General features: G+C 66.4%; 23 protein-coding genes. 10 read left to right on the top strand and 13 right to left on the bottom strand.

All coding sequences use genetic code 11. The annotated features are described in order from the left end of the window. Positions 1–719 precede the first annotated feature (719 nt). The gene (gene ade, locus RBB34_RS06045; protein ID WP_306118391.1) at positions 720–2,531 is read left to right on the top strand and encodes an adenine deaminase; all 1,812 of its coding nucleotides are present in this window, start codon (positions 720–722) and stop codon (positions 2,529–2,531) included. 3 nt (positions 2,532–2,534) lie between these two features. Here ade and RBB34_RS06050 read toward each other — a convergent pair whose 3' ends face one another. Genes RBB34_RS06050 through RBB34_RS06060 form a run of 3 tightly spaced genes read right to left on the bottom strand, consistent with a single transcriptional unit; the run spans position 2,535 to position 4,622 of the window. Beyond that, a complete protein-coding gene (locus RBB34_RS06050) occupies positions 2,535–2,837 on the bottom strand; it encodes a type II toxin-antitoxin system RelE/ParE family toxin (RefSeq protein WP_306118300.1) in 303 nt (100 codons plus the stop codon). Then, complete coding sequence (locus RBB34_RS06055) at positions 2,834–3,115, bottom strand: type II toxin-antitoxin system ParD family antitoxin (RefSeq protein WP_306118301.1); 282 nt, start codon at positions 3,113–3,115, stop codon at positions 2,834–2,836. The genes RBB34_RS06050 and RBB34_RS06055 overlap by 4 nt, the downstream gene beginning before the upstream one ends. Positions 3,116–3,167: 52 nt before the next feature. Continuing rightward, entirely contained in the window at positions 3,168–4,622 is a 1,455-nt protein-coding gene (locus tag RBB34_RS06060) for a TrkH family potassium uptake protein (RefSeq protein ID WP_306118302.1), read from the bottom strand. Between the two features lie 163 nt (positions 4,623–4,785). Between RBB34_RS06060 and ilvA the strand changes: the two genes are divergently transcribed. Further along, positions 4,786–6,072, top strand: a complete 1,287-nt coding sequence (gene ilvA, locus RBB34_RS06065) for a threonine ammonia-lyase IlvA (RefSeq protein WP_306118303.1) — start codon at positions 4,786–4,788, stop codon at positions 6,070–6,072. Positions 6,073–6,087: 15 nt separating this feature from the next. On the opposite strand, the gene RBB34_RS06070 is transcribed toward ilvA, so the two are convergent. Beyond that, positions 6,088–7,257, bottom strand: coding sequence for an AI-2E family transporter (locus tag RBB34_RS06070; RefSeq protein WP_306118304.1), 1,170 nt, complete (start codon positions 7,255–7,257; stop codon positions 6,088–6,090). Positions 7,258–7,450: 193 nt separating this feature from the next. Here RBB34_RS06070 and RBB34_RS06075 point away from each other — a divergent pair, with 193 nt between their 5' ends. Then, complete coding sequence (locus RBB34_RS06075) at positions 7,451–8,689, top strand: MFS transporter (RefSeq protein WP_306118305.1); 1,239 nt, start codon at positions 7,451–7,453, stop codon at positions 8,687–8,689. Here RBB34_RS06075 and RBB34_RS06080 read toward each other — a convergent pair. Next, positions 8,649–9,719 carry an alpha/beta fold hydrolase gene (locus tag RBB34_RS06080; RefSeq protein WP_346432527.1) on the bottom strand — a complete coding sequence of 357 codons (1,071 nt, stop codon included), beginning with the start codon at positions 9,717–9,719 and terminating at the stop codon, positions 8,649–8,651. The genes RBB34_RS06075 and RBB34_RS06080 overlap by 41 nt on opposite strands. Positions 9,720–9,844: 125 nt before the next feature. Between RBB34_RS06080 and RBB34_RS06085 the strand changes: the two genes are divergently transcribed. After that, complete coding sequence (locus tag RBB34_RS06085) at positions 9,845–10,165, top strand: HlyU family transcriptional regulator (protein WP_306118306.1); 321 nt, start codon at positions 9,845–9,847, stop codon at positions 10,163–10,165. 28 nt (positions 10,166–10,193) lie between these two features. Beyond that, a complete protein-coding gene (locus tag RBB34_RS06090; protein ID WP_306118307.1) occupies positions 10,194–11,465 on the top strand; it encodes a 3-phosphoshikimate 1-carboxyvinyltransferase in 1,272 nt (423 codons plus the stop codon). A 53-nt stretch (positions 11,466–11,518) separates the two neighbouring features. Here the strand turns inward: RBB34_RS06090 and RBB34_RS06095 are convergent, their stop codons facing one another. Beyond that, positions 11,519–11,992, bottom strand: coding sequence for an Lrp/AsnC family transcriptional regulator (locus RBB34_RS06095; RefSeq protein WP_306118308.1), 474 nt, complete (start codon positions 11,990–11,992; stop codon positions 11,519–11,521). A gap of 137 nt (positions 11,993–12,129) precedes the next feature. Here RBB34_RS06095 and ald point away from each other — a divergent pair, with 137 nt between their 5' ends. Beyond that, positions 12,130–13,248: an alanine dehydrogenase gene (gene ald / locus RBB34_RS06100; RefSeq protein ID WP_306118309.1), complete on the top strand. Its 1,119-nt coding sequence runs from the start codon at positions 12,130–12,132 to the stop codon at positions 13,246–13,248. Between the two features lie 315 nt (positions 13,249–13,563). After that, complete coding sequence (locus RBB34_RS06105) at positions 13,564–14,316, top strand: outer membrane beta-barrel protein (protein WP_306118310.1); 753 nt, start codon at positions 13,564–13,566, stop codon at positions 14,314–14,316. 95 nt (positions 14,317–14,411) lie between these two features. Here RBB34_RS06105 and RBB34_RS06110 read toward each other — a convergent pair whose 3' ends face one another. From RBB34_RS06110 to RBB34_RS06130, 5 genes are all read right to left on the bottom strand, one after another. Beyond that, positions 14,412–14,972, bottom strand: a complete 561-nt coding sequence (locus tag RBB34_RS06110) for an OmpA family protein (protein WP_306118311.1) — start codon at positions 14,970–14,972, stop codon at positions 14,412–14,414. A gap of 77 nt (positions 14,973–15,049) precedes the next feature. Beyond that, complete coding sequence (locus RBB34_RS06115) at positions 15,050–15,586, bottom strand: GNAT family N-acetyltransferase (protein WP_306118312.1); 537 nt, start codon at positions 15,584–15,586, stop codon at positions 15,050–15,052. An 82-nt stretch (positions 15,587–15,668) separates the two neighbouring features. Continuing rightward, on the bottom strand, positions 15,669–16,526 hold the full coding sequence (gene sseA, locus RBB34_RS06120; RefSeq protein WP_306118313.1) for a 3-mercaptopyruvate sulfurtransferase: 858 nt from the start codon (positions 16,524–16,526) through the stop codon (positions 15,669–15,671). 22 nt (positions 16,527–16,548) lie between these two features. Further along, positions 16,549–17,286 carry an alanyl-tRNA editing protein gene (locus RBB34_RS06125; RefSeq protein ID WP_306118314.1) on the bottom strand — a complete coding sequence of 246 codons (738 nt, stop codon included), beginning with the start codon at positions 17,284–17,286 and terminating at the stop codon, positions 16,549–16,551. Continuing rightward, the gene (locus tag RBB34_RS06130) at positions 17,270–17,746 is read right to left on the bottom strand and encodes a hypothetical protein (protein ID WP_306118315.1); all 477 of its coding nucleotides are present in this window, start codon (positions 17,744–17,746) and stop codon (positions 17,270–17,272) included. Before RBB34_RS06130 ends, RBB34_RS06125 begins: the two co-directional genes overlap by 17 nt. A gap of 50 nt (positions 17,747–17,796) precedes the next feature. Here RBB34_RS06130 and RBB34_RS06135 point away from each other — a divergent pair, with 50 nt between their 5' ends. After that, the gene (locus RBB34_RS06135; RefSeq protein WP_306118316.1) at positions 17,797–17,973 is read left to right on the top strand and encodes a hypothetical protein; all 177 of its coding nucleotides are present in this window, start codon (positions 17,797–17,799) and stop codon (positions 17,971–17,973) included. Positions 17,974–18,017: 44 nt separating this feature from the next. On the opposite strand, the gene RBB34_RS06140 is transcribed toward RBB34_RS06135, so the two are convergent. Next, positions 18,018–19,043, bottom strand: a complete 1,026-nt coding sequence (locus RBB34_RS06140; protein ID WP_306118317.1) for a cysteine synthase A — start codon at positions 19,041–19,043, stop codon at positions 18,018–18,020. Positions 19,044–19,461: 418 nt separating this feature from the next. On the opposite strand from RBB34_RS06140, the gene RBB34_RS06145 reads away from it, so the two are divergent. Beyond that, positions 19,462–20,103, top strand: a complete 642-nt coding sequence (locus tag RBB34_RS06145; protein WP_306118318.1) for a ChrR family anti-sigma-E factor — start codon at positions 19,462–19,464, stop codon at positions 20,101–20,103. Between the two features lie 87 nt (positions 20,104–20,190). Beyond that, positions 20,191–21,030: an SDR family NAD(P)-dependent oxidoreductase gene (locus RBB34_RS06150; protein WP_306118319.1), complete on the top strand. Its 840-nt coding sequence runs from the start codon at positions 20,191–20,193 to the stop codon at positions 21,028–21,030. Here RBB34_RS06150 and RBB34_RS06155 read toward each other — a convergent pair. After that, positions 21,021–22,382, bottom strand: coding sequence for an MFS transporter (locus tag RBB34_RS06155; RefSeq protein ID WP_306118320.1), 1,362 nt, complete (start codon positions 22,380–22,382; stop codon positions 21,021–21,023). The genes RBB34_RS06150 and RBB34_RS06155 overlap by 10 nt on opposite strands. Between the last annotated feature and the right edge of the window lie 74 nt (positions 22,383–22,456).

A 22,456-nucleotide genomic window follows, 5' to 3' on the forward strand; every position in this document is an offset into this window, starting at 1 on the left:
TCAAGCGCGCAACGCAGCGCGCCGCCGGGCGACGTGATGTGAACGCGGATCGAACGGAAAAACGAGGGCTTGCGGCGGCGAACCGCCCGTCGGTCGCATGTGCCTGATCGAACGGTGCACGCCAGCCTCCCTACGTCTTTTTTATACCCAAACAGCTTTGACGATCAAGCGCTTCGGTGGGCCAGGGTCTGTTGCGTATCAGCGCGCGAGACCACGTTGGTGTCCGAGATCGTCGGCCAACAGGCAAAAAGCGCAAGCAAGTGTGGCCCGCTTGGGTATTTTAGACGCCGTGGTCGGCGACTTCGGCCCAAGCCCAAGGGCCGCGCCCTAACCCTGCCTGCGGCACGGCCCTCTCGGTGATGTTCGACAGGCCCTGGCGCAGATCGCCGGATCTGCCGAACGGGAGCCCGGCAAAGGCAGGCAGCCGCTCCCGCCGTCGCGCGGCGGGTTCGGCGCGGTCGCGCGATGGCGAGGGATACGCGGAACCGATTTCCTTCGCCTTGCTTGTCCGGTCGCCGAGATGGGGCGCTTCCGCCCGATCGGGCTGGAGCGACTGCTTGCATCGTCATCTATTCGCTCAAAGATGACGCCGTGCTTAACCCCCGACCCGCAAGTTTTCGGGGGTCAATCGGCACGGCCCCGCTTGGCAAGGCGCGTGCATGGCTGTTGTGTATGATGGCGCCGTGCCGAACGGGGCGCCCCACACCGGAGAGACGATCATGGACGAACCGACCAATGCGCGAGACCTCAAGCCCTGGGCCGAAAGCGCCCGCGACCTGGTCAACGTCGCCATGGGCCGCAGGCCGGCCGAACTGGTGGTTCGGAGCGGGCGCTGGGTGAACGTGCATTCGGGCGAGGTGATCGAGAACACGGATCTGGCGATCATCGATGGCCGTTTCGCCTATTGCGGTCCGGATGCCAGCCATTGCATCGGCGAGGGGACCGAGGTGATCGACGCCGATGGCCGCTACCTGGTGCCGGGGCTGTGCGACGGGCACATGCATGTGGAAAGCGGCATGGTGACGGTGACCGAGTTCGTGCGCGCCGTCGTCCCGCATGGCACCACTTCGATGTTCGTCGACCCGCACGAGATCGCCAACGTGCTGGGGCTCGACGGCGTGCGCATGATGCATGACGAGGCGCTGGAGATGCCGGTCAACGTGTTCGTGCAGATGCCCTCCTGCGTGCCCTCGGCGCCGGGGCTCGAACATGCCGGCGCCTCGCTCGGCCCGCAGGAGATCGCCCAGGCGATGGCCTGGCCGAACATCATCGGGCTCGGCGAGGTGATGAACTTTCCCGGCGTCGCCGCCAACGACCAGACCATGGTCGGCGCGATCGCCGCCACGGTCGGTGCGGGCAAGACCGTGGGCGGGCATTATGCCTCGCCCGATCTCGGCATCGCCTTTCACGGCTATGTCGCCGGCGGGCCCGAGGACGACCACGAAGGCACGCGCGCCGAGGACGCCATCGCCCGCGTGCGCCAGGGCATGAAGGCGATGCTGCGCCTCGGTTCGGCCTGGTACGATGTCGCCGAGCAGATCAAGGCGGTGACCGAAAACGGACTCGACCCGCGCAATTTCATCCTGTGCACCGATGACAGCCATTCGGGCACGCTGGTGCGCGAGGGGCACATGAACCGCGTCGTGCGCCATGCGATCGGGCAGGGGCTGAACCCCGTCACGGCGATCCAGATGGCAACGCTCAACACGGCCGAGCACTTCCGGCTCGAACGCGAACTGGGCTCGATCACGCCGGGTCGCCGCGCCGACTTCCTGATCGTGTCGAACCTTGCCGAACTGGCGATCGACGAGGTCTGGGCGCGCGGGCGCAAGATGGCCGAAAGCGGCAAGCTGGTCGGCGAGATCGCGCCCTATTCGTATCCGACCGCGGCAAGGAGCACGGTGCGGCTGGGCAAGGAACTGACCGCCGACGATTTCCGCGTCGACGCGCCGGTGAACGAGGGGCAGGTCGACGTGCGGGTGATCGGCGTGATCGAGAACCAGGCGCCGACCCGGGCCCTGCAGGCGAGGCTCGATGTGACGGGCGGGGTCGTTCAGATGGACCGGGCGAACGACGTCTGCCAGATCGCCCTCGTCGAGCGGCACAGGGGCACCGGCGCGGTGACCAACGCATTCGTTTCCGGCTTCGGCTATACGGGCGATTGCGCCATGGCCTCCACGATCGCCCATGACAGCCATCACATGATCGTCGTGGGGACAAACCATGACGACATGGCGGCCGCCGCCAACCGGCTCGGGGCGGTCGGCGGCGGCGTGGTCATGGTTTCGGGCGGCGAGGAACGGGCATTGATCGAGATGCCGATCGCGGGGCTGATGAGCGACGAACGCGCCGAGATCGTCGCGCAAAAGGCCGACCGGCTGGGCGACGCCATGCGGCAGATGGGCTGCACGCTCAACAACGCCTACATGCAACATTCGCTGCTGGCGCTGGTCGTGATCCCCGAACTGCGCATTTCCGATGTCGGGCTGGTGGATGTCAGGACCTTCGAGAAGGTTGACGTGTTCGTGTGATCCTCACTCGAACGCGTCTTCCCAATCCTGCCCGCCATAGAAAAAGCGCAGGAACGTCACGGTATCGTCGTCAATAGTGAAGGCGATGGTGATGCGGCGTTCGAACCCGACGATCCGCAGGCCCGGCAGCAGGTCGTGGCGCGGCGCGCCGCGCGCGGCGGCGAGGTCGAATCCGAAGCAGAAGCGGCGAATGCGCCGGACATAGGCGATCGCGACGGCACGGCCGGTTGCCGATGAAACCCAATCATAGATCGCGTTGAGATCGGTCTCCGCATCAGCGGTGATGCGGACACGCCGACGTTTCATCGATCTGTCCTGGACAGACGTCGATGCCGGTCCTCGATCGCATCGAATACGTCTTCGGCATCGAGAAGTTGCGACGGGTCCGCCTTGACGGCCTCATAGGTCGGAACGACCTCCTCGCGCAGCCATTTCTCGATCGCCGCATCGCGCTCGCGCAGGGCGCGCAGCCCCTCCCGGACAACTTCGCTGGCCGAGCCATATTCGCCGCTTTCGACCTTGCGGTCGATGTATTCGGCCGCTGCCTGCGGCAGGCTGACGGTTCGCTTCAATGTCCTGGTCATGGTGTCGCTCCTTGCGGGTATGAATAATTCATACCGGAGCGTCGCTTCAAGCTCAATCCCGCCAGAATGCAGGGCTGAGCAGCACCAGCACGGTGAACAGTTCGAGCCGGCCGAGCAGCATGCCGAAGGCAAGGATCCATTTCGCCGACTCCTCGAGCGGGCCGAAATTGCCGACCGGGCCGATGACCGGGCCGAGCCCGGGGCCGACATTGGACAGCGCGGTCAGCGAGCCCGATACCGCGGTGACGAGATCGGCGCCGGTCATTGCCACCAGCACCGTAATGATGCCGGCGAGCAGGAAGAACGTGCCGAAATACATCATCGTCACGTATTGGGTCTGATCGGGAATGGACAGCGAGCCCGAGCGGACCGTGCGGATCGCGTGGGGGTAGATGAAGGTCTCCAGCGACCGCTTGATGACGCCGTAAAGGATGATCCAGCGCGTGGTCTTGATTCCCCCCGTCGTCGAGCCGGCGCAGCCTCCCAGCACCGTCGCCACCAGGATCAGCGCCACGGTGAACGCATTCCACTGCATGTAATTGTCGACCGCGTAGCCGGTGGTCGTGACGATGGCCACCACGGTGAACACCGCGCTGGTGAAGCCCTCGCGAAACGCGATCGTGTCGGACAGGTCGAGCTGCATCGAAAGCAGAACCGCCAGAAACAGCGTATAGCACAGAAAGACCAGCACCTGATTGTCGCGAAAGGCGTCAAAGCGCGCGCGCAGCGCCAGCAGGATGAGCGCGGTGAACGGCAGAGCGGCGATCAGCATGAAGACGATGGCGATCCAGTGCGTCCAGGGGTTGGTGAAATAGGCAAATGAGCGATCATGGGTCGAAAAGCCGCCCGAGGCCAGCGTCGTCATGGCATGGTTGATCGCGTCGAACCCGCTCATCCCCGACCAGGCATACAGGATGGCGCACAGGACGGTCAGCGACGCGTAGATGCCGACCACCGAATAGGCATAGGTCGAAAAGCGGGCGAAGGGCCGGTCGTAGCGGTCCGACGATTCGATCTTGAAAAAGGTCGAACCGCCGATCTTCAGGAACGGCAGAATGAACAGGCCCAGGACGATCACGCCCAGGCCGCCGATCCATTGCAGCATGGAGCGCCACAGCAGGATGCCCGGAGGCATGGTGTCGAGACCGGTCAGAACGGTCGAACCGGTGGCTGTTGCGCCCGAGACGGCCTCGAAGAAGGCATCGGCCAGCGAAAGCTGCAGCGTGGAAAAGGCGAACGGCACCGCGGCGGCGGCCGAAAATGTCAGCCACAGCATGTTGACGACCAGAAAGGTGAAGCGCGTCGAGACCACCGGCGGACCCGAGCGGGTTGCCACGGCGACGAGTGCGGAAAGCCCGCCGATCATGGCGGCCGAACTGGCAAAGACCTTCCAGTCCTCATTGTCGTAGTACAGGTCGACAAGGCCGGGTATCAGCATCATGGTGGCCAGGTAGAACGCAAAGACCGCGCTGACATGCACGGCACTGCGCAGCATGTTGGCATTCATGTCGGGGCCGACTCCCGGTTCGCTCCGCCCGCCGCGTTCGGTGCCGTTGGCAAAGCGGGTCCGGCGCGTATACACGTTGGCCGGCGGCAATGCCAAGAATTTAGGTCGGGCCGAGGATGGCGATCGGGCCGGATTGCCTGGTCGGGCAGGAAAGGACAAGGCGATGAGCGCGCAGACCGAGCATGCAGCGGCCGAACGGTGCGACGCGGATTTCGCCGACCGCGTACGCGCGGCCGCCGAGGCGATGCGGGGGCTGTTCCCGCCCACGCCGCTGCAGCAGAACGCCTATCTGAGCGCGCGATATGGCGCCCGCATCTTCCTCAAACGCGAGGATCTTTCGCCGGTGCGCTCATACAAGATCCGCGGCGCGTTCAATTTCTTCCGCAAGCGGGCCGGAGACGGCGGTCTGTTCGTGTGCGCCTCGGCCGGCAATCACGCCCAGGGCTTTGCCTATGCGTGCCGGCATTTCGGCAAGAAGGGTGTCGTCTTCATGCCGGTGACGACGCCGCAGCAGAAGATCGACAAGACGCGCGCCTTTGGCGGCGACAGCGTATCGATCGAGTTGATCGGCGATGTGTTCGACGAGTGCAATGCGGCCGCAATGGCATTCGCTGACAAGAAAGGCGCCCCGCTCGTGCCGCCCTTCGACGATCCGGACATCATCGAGGGGCAGGCGACGGTCGCCCTGGAGCTCGTCGACCAGATGCCCGAGGCAGCCGGCATCGAGCGCATCCATGTGCCCGTCGGCGGCGGCGGGCTGTCGGCCGGCATGACGCGCTATCTCGAGGCGATCGGCCTGGCGCCGGAGATGATGCTGATCGAGCCGGCGGGCGCGCCGAGCCTGAAGCGGGCGCTGGAGGCGGGCGAGCGGGTGCGGCTGGCGTCGATCGACAATTTCGTCGACGGCGCAGCGGTCGGCCAGGTCGGCCTGCACAACTTTGCGATCCTGGACCGCTACCGGCCCCGGGACGTCACGCTGGTCAGCGAGGACCGGCTGTGTACGAGCATCCTCGAACTGCTCAATGTCGAAGGGATCGTGCTCGAGCCGGCCGGCGTGCTGGCGGTCGACGCGCTCAAGGACGTGCCGGCCCGCCGATTGCGGGGCCGGACCGTGGTCTGCATCGCTTCGGGCGGCAATTTCGACTTCGAGCGGCTTGCCGAGGTCAAGGAACGCTCGCTTCGCTTTGAGGGCCTGAAGAAGTACTTCCTGCTGCGGCTTCCCCAGCGACCCGGCGCGCTCAAGGACTTCCTTGGCCTGCTCGGTCCGCACGACGATATCGTCCGGTTCGAGTATCTGAAGAAGTCGGCGCGCAATTTCGGCTCGATCCTGATCGGCATCGAGACGCGCGAGCCGGCCAATTTCGCCGGTCTGATGGCGCGGATGAGCGATGCGGGCATCGTCTGGCAGGACATCACCGAAAACGAGCTGCTGGCCGGCCTGATCATCTGAACCGGGCCGAGGCGCCTATTCGGCCGCGTCGCGGTCGGGCAGGATGAGGTTGTCGGCGGGCGTGCCGGGCTTGCCCTCGACCCTGTCCTCGATGTCCCGATTGTGCCGCTTGGGCGGGATCCGGCCGTTGCGCGACAGCAGCACGGCGATCGGTCGGGTGCCGTCGAACTCGGACAGGATGATCACCATGATCGCCATAAGCGGCACCGAAAGCAGCGCACCGGCGATGCCCCACAGCGCACCCCAGCCGGTCAGGGATACCAGGATGATGAACGGGCTGAGATTGAGCGAGCGGCCCATGAGCGAGGGCTCGAGCAGGCTGCCCACGAAGACCTGGCAGGCGGTCAGCGCCAGGAATGTGCCGAGCACCCAGGGCACGTCGCCGAACTGGACGATGGCGATGGCGGTCGGAAACAGCACGCCAAGGAACGAGCCGACATAGGGCACGTAGTTCATCAGCGCGATGAGCACGCCCCAGAAGGCGGCGAAGTCCAGGTCGATGGCGGCCATGACGATGTAGCACATCAGCCCCAGCACCAGATTGATCAGCGTCTTGGTTGCCAGATAGTCGCCGATGCGGGTGTTGATGACCGACACGATTTCGAGGATGCGGCGCGAATCGTCGGGCGACTCGGTCAGCCGCTTGGACTTGCGCTCGAAGACCTGGCGTTCGGCCAGCGCGAAACCGGTATAGACGAAGATCACGAACATGGTGCCGACCAGCACGGAGACCGAGGTGACCGTGGAGCCGATCAGCGACTGCAACGAAACCTCGCCGAAGATGTCGCGCCGGATGGTCTCCCAGGTCGGCTCGGTGGCGATGCCGAATTCCTCGCCGAAGCTGCGCCAGATCCCCTGGATGATGGAAAGCAGGCGCTCCTGATAGGTCGGCGCCAGCGCGATGAGCTGGTTGATGTTGGAGATGATCAGCCAGACGATGGCGGCGACGATCAGGATGATCATCGCGATGGAGATGGAAAAGCGGACCGAGGAGGGCGTCAGCGGCCCGATGACCGGGATGCGCTGCATGTACTGGGCGATGGCGGTGACGATATAGGCCAGGATCACGCTGGCAATTACCGGGATGATGACCGCCTGTCCGATATAGAGGATCCAGCCGATCATCAGCGCCAGAGCGAGGCCGTAGACGAAATTGCGGAATCGGTCGTGACGTTGTGTGATCATGGACGCTCCGAAAGGGCCGGCTCCTGGGAACCGGCCTCGGCCGACATCTTTCCCCATTGGCATGGCGCTGTGCAAGCGCACAATCGCCGGCAAACTGCGCTTTTGTGTGGCCGGTGAACCGCTTGAGCCGGCCGTGACCTTGCCGCGCCGCGCCGGCGCGCCTAAGGGCGCAGGGTTGTCGAAAGGAGACCCCATGGCCGGCATCGTCGCGCTTTGCGCGGCCTATGTGCTCTCGCAGCTCTATCGCAGCTTCCTGGCCGTGCTGACACCGGCCATGGTCGACCAGCTTGGCATGAGCTATGGCCAGCTCTCGGTCGCCTCGGGCATGTGGTTCGGTGTGTTCGCGCTGATGCAGTTCTCGGTCGGCGTCTGGCTCGACCGGCACGGTCCGCGGCGCACCTCGGCATGGCTGCTGGCGGTTTGCGGGGGCGGCGGGGCGGCGCTGTTCGCATCGGCGCAGGCACCCTGGATGGTGGTCGTCGCCATGGCGCTGATCGGGGCGGGCTGCGCGCCGGTGCTCATGGCCTCCTACGTGCTGTTCGCCCGCAACTTCGATCCGGCGCGCTTTGCGCTGCTGGCCTCGGTGTTCATCGGCTTCGGCAATCTGGGCAACATCCTGTCGGCGGCACCGCTGGCCGCCGCGTCCGAGGCCATCGGCTGGCGGGCGGTTGTCGCCGGGCTGGCGGCGCTGACGCTGGCCATTGCCGGGGCGATCGCGATGCTGGTGCGCGATCCGGAGCGGCTGGAGGGGGCGGCGCAGTCCGACGGCTATGGCGGGTTCGTGACGGTGATGCGCATCAGGGCGCTGTGGTTCATCATGCCGCTGGTTCTGGTCTATTATGCCTCGGCGGGCGGCATTCGCGGTCTGTGGGCCGGTCCCTATCTGGCCGACGTGCACGGCGCCGACGCGCTCCTGATCGGCAATGTCACGCTGGCCATGGCGCTGGCGATGGCGCTGGGAAGCTTCGCATACGGCCCGCTCGATACGCTGTTCAACACGCGCAAATGGGTGATCGTGGGCGGGGCGGCGGTGATGATCGTGGCCCTGTCGGTGCTTGCGATCGCACCGCGCGCCGACATCTGGCCGGTCACCGCGGCGCTGATCGTCATCGGCGCGACCGGTGTCGGCTATGGGGTGATCACGGCCCACGCCAAGGCGTCCATGCCGCCGCATCTGATCGGCCGAGGCGTGACGCTGATGAATTTCTTTTCGATCGGCGGCGTGTCGTTGATGCAGTTGCTGTCGGGTTGGGTGCTGACGGCCAATCTCGATCCGGCCGCGCCGGCGGGCGGCTATCGGACGCTGTTTGCCTTTTACGCGATGGCGGTCGCGGTGCCGCTGGTCATCTACCTTTTCTCGCGTGACGCACGGCCGAAGGCCGAGCCGGCGCTCAGCGCGGCAGGTCCAGCGACCGCACCCAATCGGCAATGAGCGCTGCGACCGGTTCGTTGTTGGCCGGCGAGAGCACATCGCCGGCGATGATGTGATCGAACGGGTCGCCGGTTTCGGCCACGGCGACGATTTCGGCGTCGGCTCCCCAGCGTTCGGCGATGCGGCGCGTGACGGCATGATCGACAACCTGGTCGCTGTCCGAGAAGACGAACAGGGCCGGAATGTCGGCATCCTCGACGATCAGCCCGCGCGCGTGGCGCACCAGGGCCGCCATGGGCACAAGCGCAACGGACGGATAGCTTGTCGTCCAATAGCGCGCATGGGCCGGATTGATCGGCTCGAAGCCGCGGGTCTCGCCGACGATCAGCGGCACAAGGGTGCGGGCGAAGGGCGCGGCCAGGAGCTGGCTGCCGGAGGCCTTGACGCCAAAATTGGGCGCCACGAACACGATGCCGGCGATCCGGTTACGCAGATCGGGGTGAAGGGCGGCCACGGCGGCCAGCGTGCCGCCGGTCGATGTTCCGATGATGACGACATGTTCGCCCAGGCGTTCTGCGATCGCGATCGCCTCGGCGGTGTCGTCGATCCAGTCCTGAACGGTGGCCTCGGCCATGGCCGATCCGTTTCGGCCGTGTCCGGTCAGCCGCGCGAAGTACAGATTGGCATCGAGCCGCTCGGCGGCCATGTCGGGCACCGGCCGCAACTCGCCCTTGGTGGCCGAAAAGCCGTGCAGATAGACCAGCGAGACCGGGGTGCGGGCCCTCGATGCGGGGAAGGCCCAGACGATCTGCTTGGCGGCGATGTCGCGCAGATCGTCGACCTCCGCCTCGGTGCGGGCGAGATAGGCATCAAGGTCCTCGCCGATCACCTCGGGCGAAAAGCGGATCGTGGTGTCGACCGGCTCACGCGGGCCGAAGACCCAAAGGGCGGCGGCGAGGGCGAGGACGATGGCAATGAGCGTGAGCACGGTGCGGATCCTCAAACGCCGGCTGGGTTTCGGCGCGCTGCCGTGGGAGGACGATCGTTCGGCCGATGCATCCCCGTCCGGATCGGCGTCGGTATGGGTCATCGCGGGTGGTCCTTCTCAGCCCTTGGGTAGCTCTCCGCGCCGGCCTTGGCAATCGCCGAGAACGCGCTTGCGCGTTGACAGGGGCCGGGCCTGCGTCCATGTGACAGGGAAAACGGGAGATGGCGATGGCCGGTTTCTTGAAACGTCTGTTCGGTGGCGGCGAGGGCGAGGCCCCGGCGCGGGACGAAACGACCGACAGGGCGCCCGACGAGGAATACAAGGGCGTTGCGATCCATGCCGCTCCGGCCCAGGAGGGCAGCCAGTGGCGCCTTGCCGGCACGCTGACGCGCACCGTCGACGGCGAGGCGATCACGCGGCGTTTCATGCGCGCCGATCTGGTCCCCTCGCGCGATCAGGCGGTGGCGGCTTCACTCGACAAGGCGCGGCTGATCATCGACCAGAACGGCGATTCGCTGTGGCAGGGCGATCTCGACCGGCCCGTCTGACAGGACGCATCGAACGACCGATCCGACCATGACCGATTACCTCGCCGCCGACCGGCTGACCGTCAGACCGGTCACCACGCCGCTGGTCGGGCGCGCCGTGCCGCCGGGCTCGAAATCGATCACCAATCGCGCGCTGCTGCTGGCCGGGCTGGCAAGGGGAACGAGCCGGATCACCGGCGCGCTCAAGAGCGACGATACACAGCTGATGGCGCAGGCGCTGCGGCAAATGGGCGTTGCCGTCGACGAGCCCGATGCGACGCGCTTCACCGTGACCGGCACCGGCCGGCTCGTCGCTCCCCAGCAGCCATTGTTTCTGGGCAATGCGGGCACGGCGACGCGCTTTCTGACCGCCGTGGCCGCGAGCGTCGAGGGCACGGTCATCGTCGATGGCGACGCGCACATGCGCAAGCGGCCGATCGGCCCACTGGTCGACGCGCTCGCCACGCTGGGGGTCGATGTCGCCGCGCCGACCGGATGTCCGCCGGTGACGGTGCGCGGCGATGGCGCGATGCCGCCGGGGCGGATCGAAATCGATGCGGGGCTGTCCAGCCAGTACGTCTCGGCGCTGCTGATGGCCGCGCCGCTCGCGCAAGGGCCGGTCGATGTGGTGCTCAAGGGCGCCCAGATCGGCGCGCGCGGCTATGTCGACCTGACGCTGGCGGCCATGGAAGCCTTCGGCGCACGGGTCGAACAGCCTGGCGAGGGCCATTGGCGGACGCGGCCGGGCGGCTACAGGGCGGCCGACTTCGTCGTCGAGCCCGACGCGTCGGCGGCGACCTATCTGTGGGCGGCCGCCGCGCTCACCGGCGGCGCCATCGATCTGGGCGTGCGGCCCGATGCCTTCACCCAGCCCGACGCACGCGCGCACGATCCGATTGCGGCCTTTCCCTCCATGCCCGCGCGGATCGACGGTTCGCAGATGCAGGACGCGGTGCCCACGCTCGCCGTGCTCGCCGCCTACAACCGGACGCCGGTGCGGTTCGTGGGCATCGAGAACCTGCGCGTGAAGGAATGCGACCGCATCCGGGCGCTGTCGCAGGGGCTCAACCGCATCCGGCCGGGCCTGGCTGCCGAGGAGGGCGACGAACTGGTCGTGCATGCCGAGCCGGGCCTGCGCGGCGCGCGGGTCGAGGCGACGATCGACAGTTTCGCCGACCACCGGATCGCGATGAGCTTCGCGCTGGCCGGGCTGGTGACGGATGGGATCACGATCGACGATCCGGGCTGCGTCGCCAAGACGTTTCCGGCCTATTGGGACGTGCTCGAAGGGTTGGGGGTGCGATTGTCAGGCCATTCGTGACGCCGTCGTCTACGGGCTCGTTCCCGCAATGACGGCGCTTGGTGCGGGATGCCTCAAACCAGAGCCGGGTCGATGCCGACATCGGGCCGGTCGATCACTTCGCGCAGCGCAAAGGACGAATTGATCCGGACCACATGGGGCAGGGCGCTCAGCCAGTCGCGGTGGATGCGCTCGTAGTCGGCCAGATCCTTGGCGGCCACGCGCAGGATATAGTCGTATTCCCCGCTCATCAGATAGCAGACCAGCACGTTCGGGCAGCGTTTGACGGCGTCCTCGAATTCGCGCAGCGTGGTCTGGAACTGGCCGGTCAGCGAGATGTGCACGATCACCGTCATTTGGTGACCCAGCGCGCGGTTGGACAGCCGGGCGTGATAGCCGCGAATCGTGCCCGACTTCTCCAGCGCATCGAGCCGGCGCGAGCAGGCCGATGGCGACAGGCCAACGCGCTCGGCAAGCGTCGCATTGGCCATGCGCCCGTCCTTCTGCAACTCGGTCAGAATGGCAAGATCGATGGCATCGTGCTGCATGGGCGCAAAGATTCCTCGTAGTCAGGTCGGATCTACGCACGATATTGCAAGTCTGCGTGCCGGTCTACCCCGCTTTGCACGGACATTGCGCAGCGTGTCTGGCATGTTCGCGCCAATTCGTTTCAGGGAGAGACGGCATGCGCGTTGGCTGCCCGAAGGAAATCAAGAACCACGAATACCGCGTCGGACTGACGCCCGGCTCGGCGCGCGAATATGTCGCCCACGGCCATGAGGTGATCGTCGAAAGCGGCGCGGGCCTGGGGATCGGCGCCGACGACAATGCCTACCGCACCGCCGGCGCATCGGTCGTGGAGACCGCCGCGGAGGTGTTCGAGAAGGCCGACATGATCGTCAAGGTCAAGGAGCCGCAGGCGTCGGAATGGGCGCGGTTGCGCGAGGGCCAGATCCTTTACACCTATCTGCATCTGGCGCCCGACCCCGACCAGACCCGCGGGCTGGTCGACAGCGGCTGCACGGCGGTCGCCTATGAGACGGTCACCGACGATCAGGGCGGGCTTCCGCTGCTGGCGCCGATGTCGGAGGTCGCCGGCCGGCTGTCGATCCAGGCCGCGGCGACGGCGCTGCACAAGGCCAATGGCGGGCGCGGCGTGCTGCTGGGCGGCGTGCCGGGCGTCAAGCCGGGCCAGGTGACGGTGATCGGCGGCGGCGTGGTCGGCATCAACGCGGCGCGTATGGCCGTCGGGCTTGGCGCCCATGTGACGATCATCGATCGGTCGCTGCCGCGTCTGCGCGAACTCGACAACATCTTCAAGGGGCGCGTCGAAACCCGCTACTCGACGGTCGAAGCGCTCGAGGAGACGGTCTTCGAGGCCGATGTCGTCGTCGGCGCGGTGCTCATTCCCGGGGCGGCGGCGCCCAAGCTGGTGACGCGCGAAATGCTCGGCGGCATGCGCAAGGGCGCCGTGCTTTGCGATGTCGCCATCGATCAGGGCGGCTGCTTCGAGACCTCGAGGCCGACCACCCATGCCGAACCGACCTATGAAGTCGATGGCATCGTCCATTACTGCGTGGCCAACATGCCCGGTGCGGTGCCGGTCACATCGGCGCAGGCGCTCAACAACGCCACGTTGCGTCAGGGGCTGGCGCTGGCCGATCGTGGCCTGGCGGCGCTGGCCGAGGACCGGCATTTGCGCAACGGGCTGAACGTGCATCGCGGCCGGGTGACGAACGCCGCGGTGGCCGAGGCGCTGGGCTACGATGTCGCCGATGTCCGCGACTTCGTGAAGGTCGCCTGACGGCCCGACCCCGAAAACGCCGCGGCCCAGTCGTTCCTCGGCCCGGACCGCGCGCCGGCGGACAGCCACGAATCCCGAACGTCTTCGCCTCCTAGCGCCGGGGTGCCTTCACCCCGACGTAACCTCGGTGTCGCCTGTTGCAGATGCGCAACAGGTGCGACCGGACGCGGACCCTATTTCGCGTAATACGCGATTAACTCCATTGATACATCCTATGAGGGTGTTATTGTCCGGGTGGGAATCGTGGCGGTCCGGTCTGCCGGGCGCGCGGTGTCCGGGCCACGCGCAATGAAAGCGGAAATCTGAGGGATGACGATGGACCTGAAAAAACTGAAACTGGGGACGGTGATCGCCTGTTTGTTGATGGCGACGCCAATGCTTGCGAGCGCGGCGGAGGACTCCGCCATGTCGATGGGGGGCGTGCAGTCGGGCAGTTGGTCGGGCTTTTACCTTGGCGGCCATGTCGGTTACGCCACGGGGGAGGTGCGCTGGTACAACCCGCGGATCGATGCGGTCAATTCCGACAGCAACGAATCCGCCGTCTTCGGCGTGCAGATTGGCCACGACTTCTCAATCGGTGGCCTCGTGGCGGGGATCAACGCCGGTTTCGCGAACACGCTGGGCGGTTCCGGCGAGATCCTGTGCGGCGCGGCGCGCGGCGTTGCCTCGCCCAATCCGAACGGCCGCATGTGCGACCGCGAAATCGCCGATGTCTTCACCATTGGCGGCCGGTTGGGCGTGCCGTTTTCCGACAGGTTGCTCGGCTATGCTTCGGCCGGCTACGCGAACGGGCGGCTGGAGACCCATGCATGGCCACAGGCGGACGGGCGGGACGGACCCAAGGGGCGCCGATCCTCGGCCCGCCATGACGGGTTCTATGTCGGCCTTGGCGGGGAAGTGGCCCTGACCGAGCGCGTGGCGACCAGCCTTGAATGGCGGTACTACGAATTCGCGCCCGCCGATCAGGTCAAGATACAGAACGACGGAGGCATGCCGCCAAACCCGATCCGGGAGGACGTGCGCGGCCGGGCCAACACGATCAATCTCGGACTGGTCTTCCGGTTCTGAGCCGCCCGCTCATCCGGGTTCGGCTTCACCAATGCGATCGGGCGGCGGCGACCGGCGGCCGCCCGAGGACCTGTGCAGGCCGTCGCGCGCACCGGTCAGCCGATGAAATCGGTGATGCGACGCAGCGTGACGCGGCGGTTGCGCCATTCGGGCGCCTGGGTTGGCACCAGCAGATAGCGCTCGCCATAGCCGATGGTCTCCATTGCACGCCGTGGCACGCCGAAGGCGACCAGTTCGCGGGCGACCGAACGGGCGCGCGCATCGGACAGGCGCAGGTTCGAGGCGGCCGATCCGACCGCGTCGGTGTGGCCTTCGACCAGGAAGATCTCGCGCGGGCGGCGCCGGGCCATGCGCCGAAGGGCGATGGCGATCTGCTCGACCTTGTGAAGCTCACTGCGCGGAATGCGGGCCGAGCCGAAGGCGAAATTGATCGACCGGATATCGATCGAGGGCGCGATGCGGCGCAGATCGTGACGCTGCTTGAGTTCGTCGACCGACACGCGCGCCTCGGGCTCGATGGCAAAGCGCGGATCGGCGCCAAGCTGGCGCATGATGGTCGCGGCGGAGGGTGTGGACTGGGCGAGGGCGGGCGTTGCGGCGGCAAGGCTCCCCGCGAAGACGCCGAGCGCGGCGCGGCGGTTGATGGTGCTGGTCATGGCGGCTTTCCTTCATCGGAGTCGTCTTTGGGCGGTACACTGCCGCCTTCAGGCTGAATCGGCGATGAACGGGGCGTTCATGCGGCGCCGGGTGAGGCGACGCCATGGTCGGCGGCGAGCGCGGCGCGCTCGGCTTCGCTCAGCGGGCGAACATGGCCGGTGGAGCGTCGGTAGGGCCGAAAGCCCATCTTCTGGTAGAGCGGCAGGGCGGCCGGATGGTCGAGCGTGCAGGTGTTGACGGTGACGCTGTTGGGACGCTTTGCCCAGGCGGCCTTGACCGCCTGGCCCAGGAACCACTTGCCGAGGCCAAGGCCGTGCACATGCGGGATCATGCCGAAATAGGCCAGGTCCACCAGCCGCCTGCTCTTGCGGTTGAGCTCGAAGAAGCCGGCCGGCGCACCGTCGACATGCAGCACCGTGATCTCGCAGGCATCGGCGTGGATGGCCGCGCGCAGGGCGTCATCGCGCATGCGCAGCCGCGCTTCCCAGTGCCAGTGGATGCCGACCTGGAAATACAGATAGCGGTAGAAGTGCAGCGGCGGCTTGCGGGCAATCAGGAGCGCCGTCTGCACGCCCGAGGGCAGCGGCGGATAGTGCCCGGGAGGCGTGGTCATCTCAAGATAAGTGATCGTTGTTTCAAGGGTTTGCGCGCCCTTGTTCGGATTTTGAATCCGGTTGGCCGACAGCCAGCTCATCTCAGCCGTCCGCCGGACCGGTCTCGACCGGCGTATCGCGCCGCCCGCCCCATTGGCTCCAGGAGCCGTCATAGAGCCGGGAATCGTCGACGCCCAGCGAGGCCAGCGCCAGATTGATCACCGCGGCCGTCACGCCGGAGCCGCAGGTGGTGACGACCGGCTCGTCGAGGTCGATGCCGGCGCGTTCGAACACCGCGCGCAGGCCGTCGAGGTCCTTCAGATAGCCGTTGTCGGACAATTCGCCAAAGGGCACGTTGCGCGCGCCGGGCATATGGCCCGCCCGCATGCCGGCGCGGGGTTCGGGCTCGGTGCCGGCAAAGCGGCCCGGCCCGCGCGCATCGGCGATCTGGGCGCTCCGGTCGTCGACGATCTGGCGCATGGCGTTGAAGGTCACGATGGCGCGGGCGTTGCAATGGGGCACGAAGGCGGTGCCGGCGGTGCGCGTGGGCGCGTCCGTGACCGGGCGTCCCTGCGCCTGCCAGTTGTCGAAGCCGCCATCGAGCACGAAGACACTGTCCGCCCCCATGATGCGGAACATCCACCACACGCGCGGTGCGGTGAACATGCCGGGCCCGTCATAAACGACGATCGTGTCGGTTCGCGCGATGCCCATGGCGCTGGCATGCTGCTCGAAGACGCTCGGCGCGGGCAGGGTGTGCGGCAGGTCGCTGGACGGGTCGACCACGGCGTCGTGATCGAAGAAGACCGCGCCGGGGATGTGGGCGGCGTCGTATTCGGCGCGCGCGTCGCGGCCCTGGTCCGGCAGGTACCAGGATCCGTCGACGATCACCAGGCCCGGATCGTGCAGATGGGCTTCCAGCCAGTCGGGCGAGACGACGAAGCGGCTCCTTTCGCCCATTTCACGCTGCTCCCTTGGACGGCTATTGCGGCGGCGGCCCGAACCGTATCCTAAAGCGCCGGTTCTCGCGACCCTTCTTCTCGATCTTGCCGATATGGATCGGGCCGATCTCGCCGGTCGCGGCGACATGGGTGCCGCCGCAGGGCTGGCTGTCGATGGCCGCGTCCTCGCCGATGCAAACGAGACGGATCCGGCCCGCGCCGGCCGGCGGGCGGACGTTCTTGGACTTGACGAGGCCGGGATTGGCGGCAAGTTCGGCCTCGTTGATCCATTGCGCATAGACCGGGTGATCGGCGCCGACCATCTCCATCAGCGCGGCCGTCACCTCGGCCTTGTCGACCGTCTCGGCCATGTCGAAATCGACCCGGCTCTCGCTCTCGCCGACCGCGGCGCCGGTGATCGGAAAGGGGCAGACGACCGACAGCAGATGACAGGCCGTGTGCATGCGCATCAGCGCGTGCCGCCTGTCCCAGTCGATTGCCAGCGTCAGCGTCTCGCCGACCTCGGGCAGCACCGACCCTTCGGCCGGCACGTGGACGATCTCGTCCTTTGTCGCGCCGGTCACGGTCGTCGCGATCGTGACGGTGCTCGCGTCGGCGCGGGTCAGCATGCCGCTATCGCCCGGCTGGCCGCCCGAGGTCGCATAGAAGATCGTCCGGTCGAGCACGATCCCGCCGTCATCGGTGATGGCCGTGACCGTGCCTTCGCACGCCGAAAGATAAGCGTCGCTGCGAAAGAGCGCCTTAGTTCGTGACGGCATCGATTGCCGCGCTCAAGTCATCGACAAAGCAGACAACACCGTTGTTTCCGGCGATCGTTCTGTCCGGTCTCGGCGTATAGATCGGCGTGCCGTCAATCTTGACCAACCGCCTCATGCAGCCAAGCGAAATGAGCGGCTCCGGCGATGAAAGGCCGTTTGTCAGATAGGCTCTAATGGCTGTGTCCAACTCGTCGGGCAAGTCAAAGGACCAGTCGGCTCGAATGGCCTCCGATCCCGCCAAACCGAAGTAGAAGGAGTCGGCCGGCTGATCACCGACGTCGACGTCGAAGGTCGATGCCCAAGCCTGAAATGTCGCGTCTTCGGCGATCAGTTCGGACAATGCGGGCCTGGCGCGGCGCAGTGCAACCCGATGCTCGTTCCCTTGAGCATCACGAAATGACGGCTCGACAAGAGATGCCGTCTCGATCGCATCGCGCGTCGCGCTGAACTCGCTACGCATATCCAACGCAAATTCTCGATTTCGAGGCGCAGTTGCTCCAGGATGGACGATTGCATGTTGTCGATCTTGGCCTTGAGCGACGTCTGAACGTTCCCGATGTTCTGATTCGTCGTCGCGATAGCCACTTCAACGCCCCGCAAGGACATGTCGACGACATACCAAACGCCGCCGACCGCGAGCGCGGCGCTGATGAGCGCGCCACCAAGAAAGCGACCAAAAGTCAGTGACAAGTCCAAATTTCCCGCTCCTTCGACGCCGTCGATATTACCATCTATTGGAAGGGAATGGCAATTTCCGGGCGGGCCTCCACCCATTCGGGCACGGGCAGGCCCTTCTCGCGCAGAAAGGCGGGATTGTAGACCTTGGACTGGTAGCGGTGGCCGTAATCGCAAAGGACCGTGACGATGGTGTGGCCGGGCCCCATCTCGCGCGCCATGCGGATGGCGCCGGCGATGTTGATGCCGGTCGACCCGCCCATCACCATGCCTTCCTCCATGGCCAGCGCGAAGATGATGTCGAGCGCCTCGTCGTCAGGCACCTGCCAGGCGAAATCGGGCGCGAAACCCTCCAGATTGGCCGTGATCCGGCCCTGGCCGATGCCCTCGGTGATCGAGCCGCCCTGCGATTTCAGTTCGCCGGTGGTGTAGTAGCTGAAGAGCGCGGCGCCCATCGGGTCGGCGATGCCGATCTTCATTTCGCTGTTGCGGGCGCGCAGGCCCTCGGCGACGCCGGCGAGTGTGCCGCCCGAGCCGACCGCGCAGACAAAGCCGTCGACCGTGCCGTCCGTCTGCTGCCAGATTTCCGGCGCGGTGGTGTCGATGTGAGCCTGCCGGTTGACGACATTGTCGAACTGGTTGGCCCAGATGGCGCCGTTCGGTTCGGTTTTCGCCATCTGCTCGGCAAGCCGTCCCGACAGGCGCACATAGTTGTTCGGATTGCGATAGGGCACCGCCGGCACCTCGATCAGTTCGGCCCCGCCAAGGCGCAGCGCGTCTTTCTTTTCCTGCGTCTGCGTTTCGGGAATCACGATCACCGTGCGATAGCCGAGCGCGCGCGCCACCATGGCCAGCCCGATGCCGGTATTGCCGGCCGTGCCCTCGACGATCACGCCGCCGGGACGCAGGACGCCGCGCGCCTCGGCATCGCGGACGATGGCGAGCGCCGCCCGATCCTTGACCGACTGGCCGGGGTTGAGGAATTCGGCCTTGCCCAGGATCGTGCAGCCGGTCTCCTCGGAGGCGCGCCGGAGCTTGATCAGCGGGGTGTTGCCGATCAACTCGATGATCGAAGTGTGCATGAAATGCTCCATGATTTGTCTGAACGCTCGGGGTCCGATCCCGGCAAGCCGCATCGCGCTTTTAGCACAGGCAGACGCAAATGTCGGAATCGCGGGACCGCTGGCAACTCCTTGATTTGAAGGCAGCTTTGAATTCGACATGTGATCGCGCAGCCGATGTCGACCGAAGATCGGATATCGGAATTCGCTTTGCCAGTGTTGACGTTGACCGGCCTGTCCCGCAAGGCATTCATGCCGGGAGATCAGGGGGTTTGGGGATTTGTTTGCCACAACCGGCCGGTCTTTGCGAACTGGCGATCGAGGGAACCGCCAGCCGGTGATCCGGTTTGTGTGTGCACGCGTAGACGTTCGAAAAGGGTGACACCGAGGTTGTCGATCGCCCGACGACGGCGAGCCTCAAGGATAAGGGTCTTCTTGCATGTATCAGGGACAGTTCGGCTCTCTGGATGCGCTGGTCAGCGGTTATGTGGCGGGCAGCCTGCCGCGGCCGGTCAATGTGCTCATGGATGCGCATCTGGAACTGTCGGAGGCGAACCGGGCGATGGTCGCCGGGCTCGAGGGCGCGGCCGGACAGGCGTTGGAATCGCTCACGCCGGCGCGCCTTGCGCAGCGCGACAGCCGCCTGGCGGCGATTTTCGGCTCGAGCGCGCCCGCTGGCACCGAGGTGGCGCCGCGCCGCGCCGGCATGCCGCGCGCGCTTTACGAGTTCACCGGCTATTCGCTGGACGAGGTACCGTGGAAGACCAAGATGCCCGGATTTCGCGAGTATGACATGGATGATGTGGATGGCTGCCATGTCTCGATGTTCTGGATCAAGCCGGGTCGCACCGTGCCCTCGCACACCCATGAGGGCATGGAGCTGTCGCTGGTCATCGAAGGGGCCTTTCGTGACGAGCGCGGCCGCTTCGGGCCGGGCGACATCTCGATCGCCGATCCGTCGGTCGACCACCGGCCCGTGGCCGAGGAAATCGGTCCGTGCATCGGATTTGCCGTCACCGATGCGCCGCTGCGCCTGACCGGTTCGCTGCGTCAGCGCCTGAGCGACATCCTGTCGATCTGACGACGCCCTGGCGCCCGGAAACCGAACGAGCCCCTGATGCGTACACCCATCGGGGGCTTTTCTCATGTCCGGTCACGAGGAGAATCAATGAGCGCACTTTATCGCATCCGGCCGTCGGACGGGGTGGTCTGGATCACCGGGGCCAGCGCCGGCATCGGCCGCGCGCTCGCGCTCGGCCTGGCCGCAAAGGGCTATGACGTCGTGGCCACCGCGCGCGGCGCCGACAAGCTCGACGCGCTTGCGGCAGGCAGCGCCGATCTTCTGGGCCGGATCCATGCCCTGCCATGCGACGTGACCGACCGGGCGGCGATGGCCGAGGCCGTTGCAACGATCGAAGACCGGCATGGACGGATTGCCGGCGCCGTGTTCAATGCCGGCAATTTCTGGCCGGTGCCGGGCGAGGCGCTGGATGTCGACGCGTTCGAGAAGACCTATCGGCTCAATCTGTTCGGCCTGATTTACGGCCTCGTGCCGGTGGTCGAGCGGATGAAGGCGCATGGCCGCGGGCATGTGGTTCTGGTCGGGTCGTCGTCGGGCTATGCCGGCCTGCCGTCGGCGTCGGCCTATGGCGCGTCCAAGGCGGCGATCAACAACATGGCCGAGGCGCTGAAATTCGATTTCGACAAGCTCAACATCCGCATCCAGATCGTCAATCCGGGCTTCATCGACACGCCGCAGACGCGCAAGAACGAGTTCGAGATGCCCGCGCTCATGCCGGTCGAGAAGGCGGCGGGGGCCTTCATTGCCGGCATGGAGAACGGCGGCTTCGAGATCACCTTCCCGCGCCGTTTCACCTATCTTCTCAAACTGATGCGCATGATGCCGCATCCGGTCTACTTCTGGATCATGCGCCGGGCGACTGGCTGGAACCGGCGCGCGATGGAATTCGGCGATACCACGCCGGCAAGCGTGATCCGTCAGGGCTGAGCCGAGCCGGCCGATTCGATCGTGCGGCGCAGCGCGGACTGTTCGGCCGCATCGAGCGGGAAATTCCATACCAGGGCGATCGCACCGAGCTTCAGGGCGATGGGCACCCAGCCATAGGTGATCGCAAGACCCGCAAGCGCCACCGGATCCTGATCCGGGCCGGCGCCGGCCCGAAAGCCGAATGCATCGAGCACCGGAAAGGCAAGACCGACCGCGAGCGCCAGCGACAGCTTGGTCGAAAGGCTCCAGGCCGCGAAATAAAGCCCGGAGCGTTGTTCGCCCGAGCCGGCGGTGTCGACATCGATGACGTCGGCCTGGATGGCCGGCGGAATGGCCAGATCGAAGCCGACCAGCAGGCCGGTCACCGCGCAGATCACGGCGAAGGCGGCGATGTCGCCCTGCGACAACAGCGGCACCGGCGCGAACACGATCGCCGCGCAGATCATGCCCAGCGCCCAGGCCCGGTGCTTGCCGATCCTGCGCGCTGCCCAGGCGGCCAGCGGCACGCCGGCAACGCCGCATGCGAAGTAAAGGAACAGCAATGGCCCGCGCATCGCCTCTGCCCCCAGCACGTCGGCGACGAAGAGCAGGAACAGCGTGGCGGGAATGCCGTTGGCAAGCCCGTTGAGGAAGAAGGCCGCGATCAGCCGGATGAAGGGCCGGTTGCGAGCCAGATGGCCGAGACCCTCGCGCCATCGCACGCGTTCGCGCGTGAACTCGCGCGGTTCGGGAACGGTGAAGACGGCGAACAGCCCCAGTACGGGCAGGCTGGCGGCGATGACGACGGCCAGCAGCGCAAGGCCGTGGAAGGATCGCGCGTCGTCGAGGCCGAGCGCGAAGGGCAGGGCGATGGCGATCAGCGTGCCGGTCAGGGTCAAGCCCTCGCGCCATCCGGCGATTGTGGTGCGGCCGCCATAGGCGCCGGTCATCTCCGCGCCCCAGGCAAAAAAGGGGATGACGGAGGCGGTGTAGCCGACCGACAGGATCGCGCCCCAGGCAAACAGATAGAGCACGCCCGCCTCGGCGGGTGGCCAGAACAGCATGAAGGCCGCGAGCGCGGTCAGCGGCAGCGAGGCGGCGAACAGGGTGCGGCGCCGGCCGAAGGGTGTGCGCAGCCGGTCGGCGATCACGCCGATGAGGGGATCGTTGACGGCATCGAGAATGCGCACGAAGAGCAGCGCGGTGCCGATCGCCGCCAGCGGCAGGCCGACGGCCTCGGCATAGAAGGTCGGCACCAGAATGTAGAGCGGCAGGGTGAGCGCGGCCAGCGGGATCGCCGGCAGGGCATAGGCGATGATGCGCGCCAGGGTCGGCGGCGCGGTGTCCGATGGCGGACGGTGGGGCTCGCGCATGATCGCCTTTCGGAAACTTGAGTCGATTCAGGCGCTTGTACGGTCGCGCTCACGGCACGGTTCAAACGCGCGCC

The sequence above is a fragment of the Roseitalea sp. MMSF_3546 genome (genome assembly GCF_030732865.1).
Classification (GTDB): domain Bacteria; phylum Pseudomonadota; class Alphaproteobacteria; order Rhizobiales; family Rhizobiaceae; genus Roseitalea.

Bases quoted from the DNA above. Each gene is read 5' to 3' on its own strand.
- ade (WP_306118391.1), top strand. From the start codon at position 720: ATGGACGAACCGACCAATGCGCGAGACCTCAAGCCCTGGGCCGAAAGC.
- RBB34_RS06050 (WP_306118300.1), bottom strand. From the start codon at position 2,837: ATGAAACGTCGGCGTGTCCGCATCACCGCTGATGCGGAGACCGATCTC.
- RBB34_RS06055 (WP_306118301.1), bottom strand. From the start codon at position 3,115: ATGACCAGGACATTGAAGCGAACCGTCAGCCTGCCGCAGGCAGCGGCC.
- RBB34_RS06060 (WP_306118302.1), bottom strand. From the start codon at position 4,622: ATGAATGCCAACATGCTGCGCAGTGCCGTGCATGTCAGCGCGGTCTTT.
- ilvA (WP_306118303.1), top strand. From the start codon at position 4,786: ATGAGCGCGCAGACCGAGCATGCAGCGGCCGAACGGTGCGACGCGGAT.
- RBB34_RS06070 (WP_306118304.1), bottom strand. From the start codon at position 7,257: ATGATCACACAACGTCACGACCGATTCCGCAATTTCGTCTACGGCCTC.
- RBB34_RS06075 (WP_306118305.1), top strand. From the start codon at position 7,451: ATGGCCGGCATCGTCGCGCTTTGCGCGGCCTATGTGCTCTCGCAGCTC.
- RBB34_RS06080 (WP_346432527.1), bottom strand. From the start codon at position 9,719: ATGACCCATACCGACGCCGATCCGGACGGGGATGCATCGGCCGAACGA.
- RBB34_RS06085 (WP_306118306.1), top strand. From the start codon at position 9,845: ATGGCCGGTTTCTTGAAACGTCTGTTCGGTGGCGGCGAGGGCGAGGCC.
- RBB34_RS06090 (WP_306118307.1), top strand. From the start codon at position 10,194: ATGACCGATTACCTCGCCGCCGACCGGCTGACCGTCAGACCGGTCACC.
- RBB34_RS06095 (WP_306118308.1), bottom strand. From the start codon at position 11,992: ATGCAGCACGATGCCATCGATCTTGCCATTCTGACCGAGTTGCAGAAG.
- ald (WP_306118309.1), top strand. From the start codon at position 12,130: ATGCGCGTTGGCTGCCCGAAGGAAATCAAGAACCACGAATACCGCGTC.
- RBB34_RS06105 (WP_306118310.1), top strand. From the start codon at position 13,564: ATGGACCTGAAAAAACTGAAACTGGGGACGGTGATCGCCTGTTTGTTG.
- RBB34_RS06110 (WP_306118311.1), bottom strand. From the start codon at position 14,972: ATGACCAGCACCATCAACCGCCGCGCCGCGCTCGGCGTCTTCGCGGGG.
- RBB34_RS06115 (WP_306118312.1), bottom strand. From the start codon at position 15,586: ATGACCACGCCTCCCGGGCACTATCCGCCGCTGCCCTCGGGCGTGCAG.
- sseA (WP_306118313.1), bottom strand. From the start codon at position 16,526: ATGGGCGAAAGGAGCCGCTTCGTCGTCTCGCCCGACTGGCTGGAAGCC.
- RBB34_RS06125 (WP_306118314.1), bottom strand. From the start codon at position 17,286: ATGCCGTCACGAACTAAGGCGCTCTTTCGCAGCGACGCTTATCTTTCG.
- RBB34_RS06130 (WP_306118315.1), bottom strand. From the start codon at position 17,746: ATGCGTAGCGAGTTCAGCGCGACGCGCGATGCGATCGAGACGGCATCT.
- RBB34_RS06140 (WP_306118317.1), bottom strand. From the start codon at position 19,043: ATGCACACTTCGATCATCGAGTTGATCGGCAACACCCCGCTGATCAAG.
- RBB34_RS06145 (WP_306118318.1), top strand. From the start codon at position 19,462: ATGTATCAGGGACAGTTCGGCTCTCTGGATGCGCTGGTCAGCGGTTAT.
- RBB34_RS06150 (WP_306118319.1), top strand. From the start codon at position 20,191: ATGAGCGCACTTTATCGCATCCGGCCGTCGGACGGGGTGGTCTGGATC.
- RBB34_RS06155 (WP_306118320.1), bottom strand. From the start codon at position 22,382: ATGCGCGAGCCCCACCGTCCGCCATCGGACACCGCGCCGCCGACCCTG.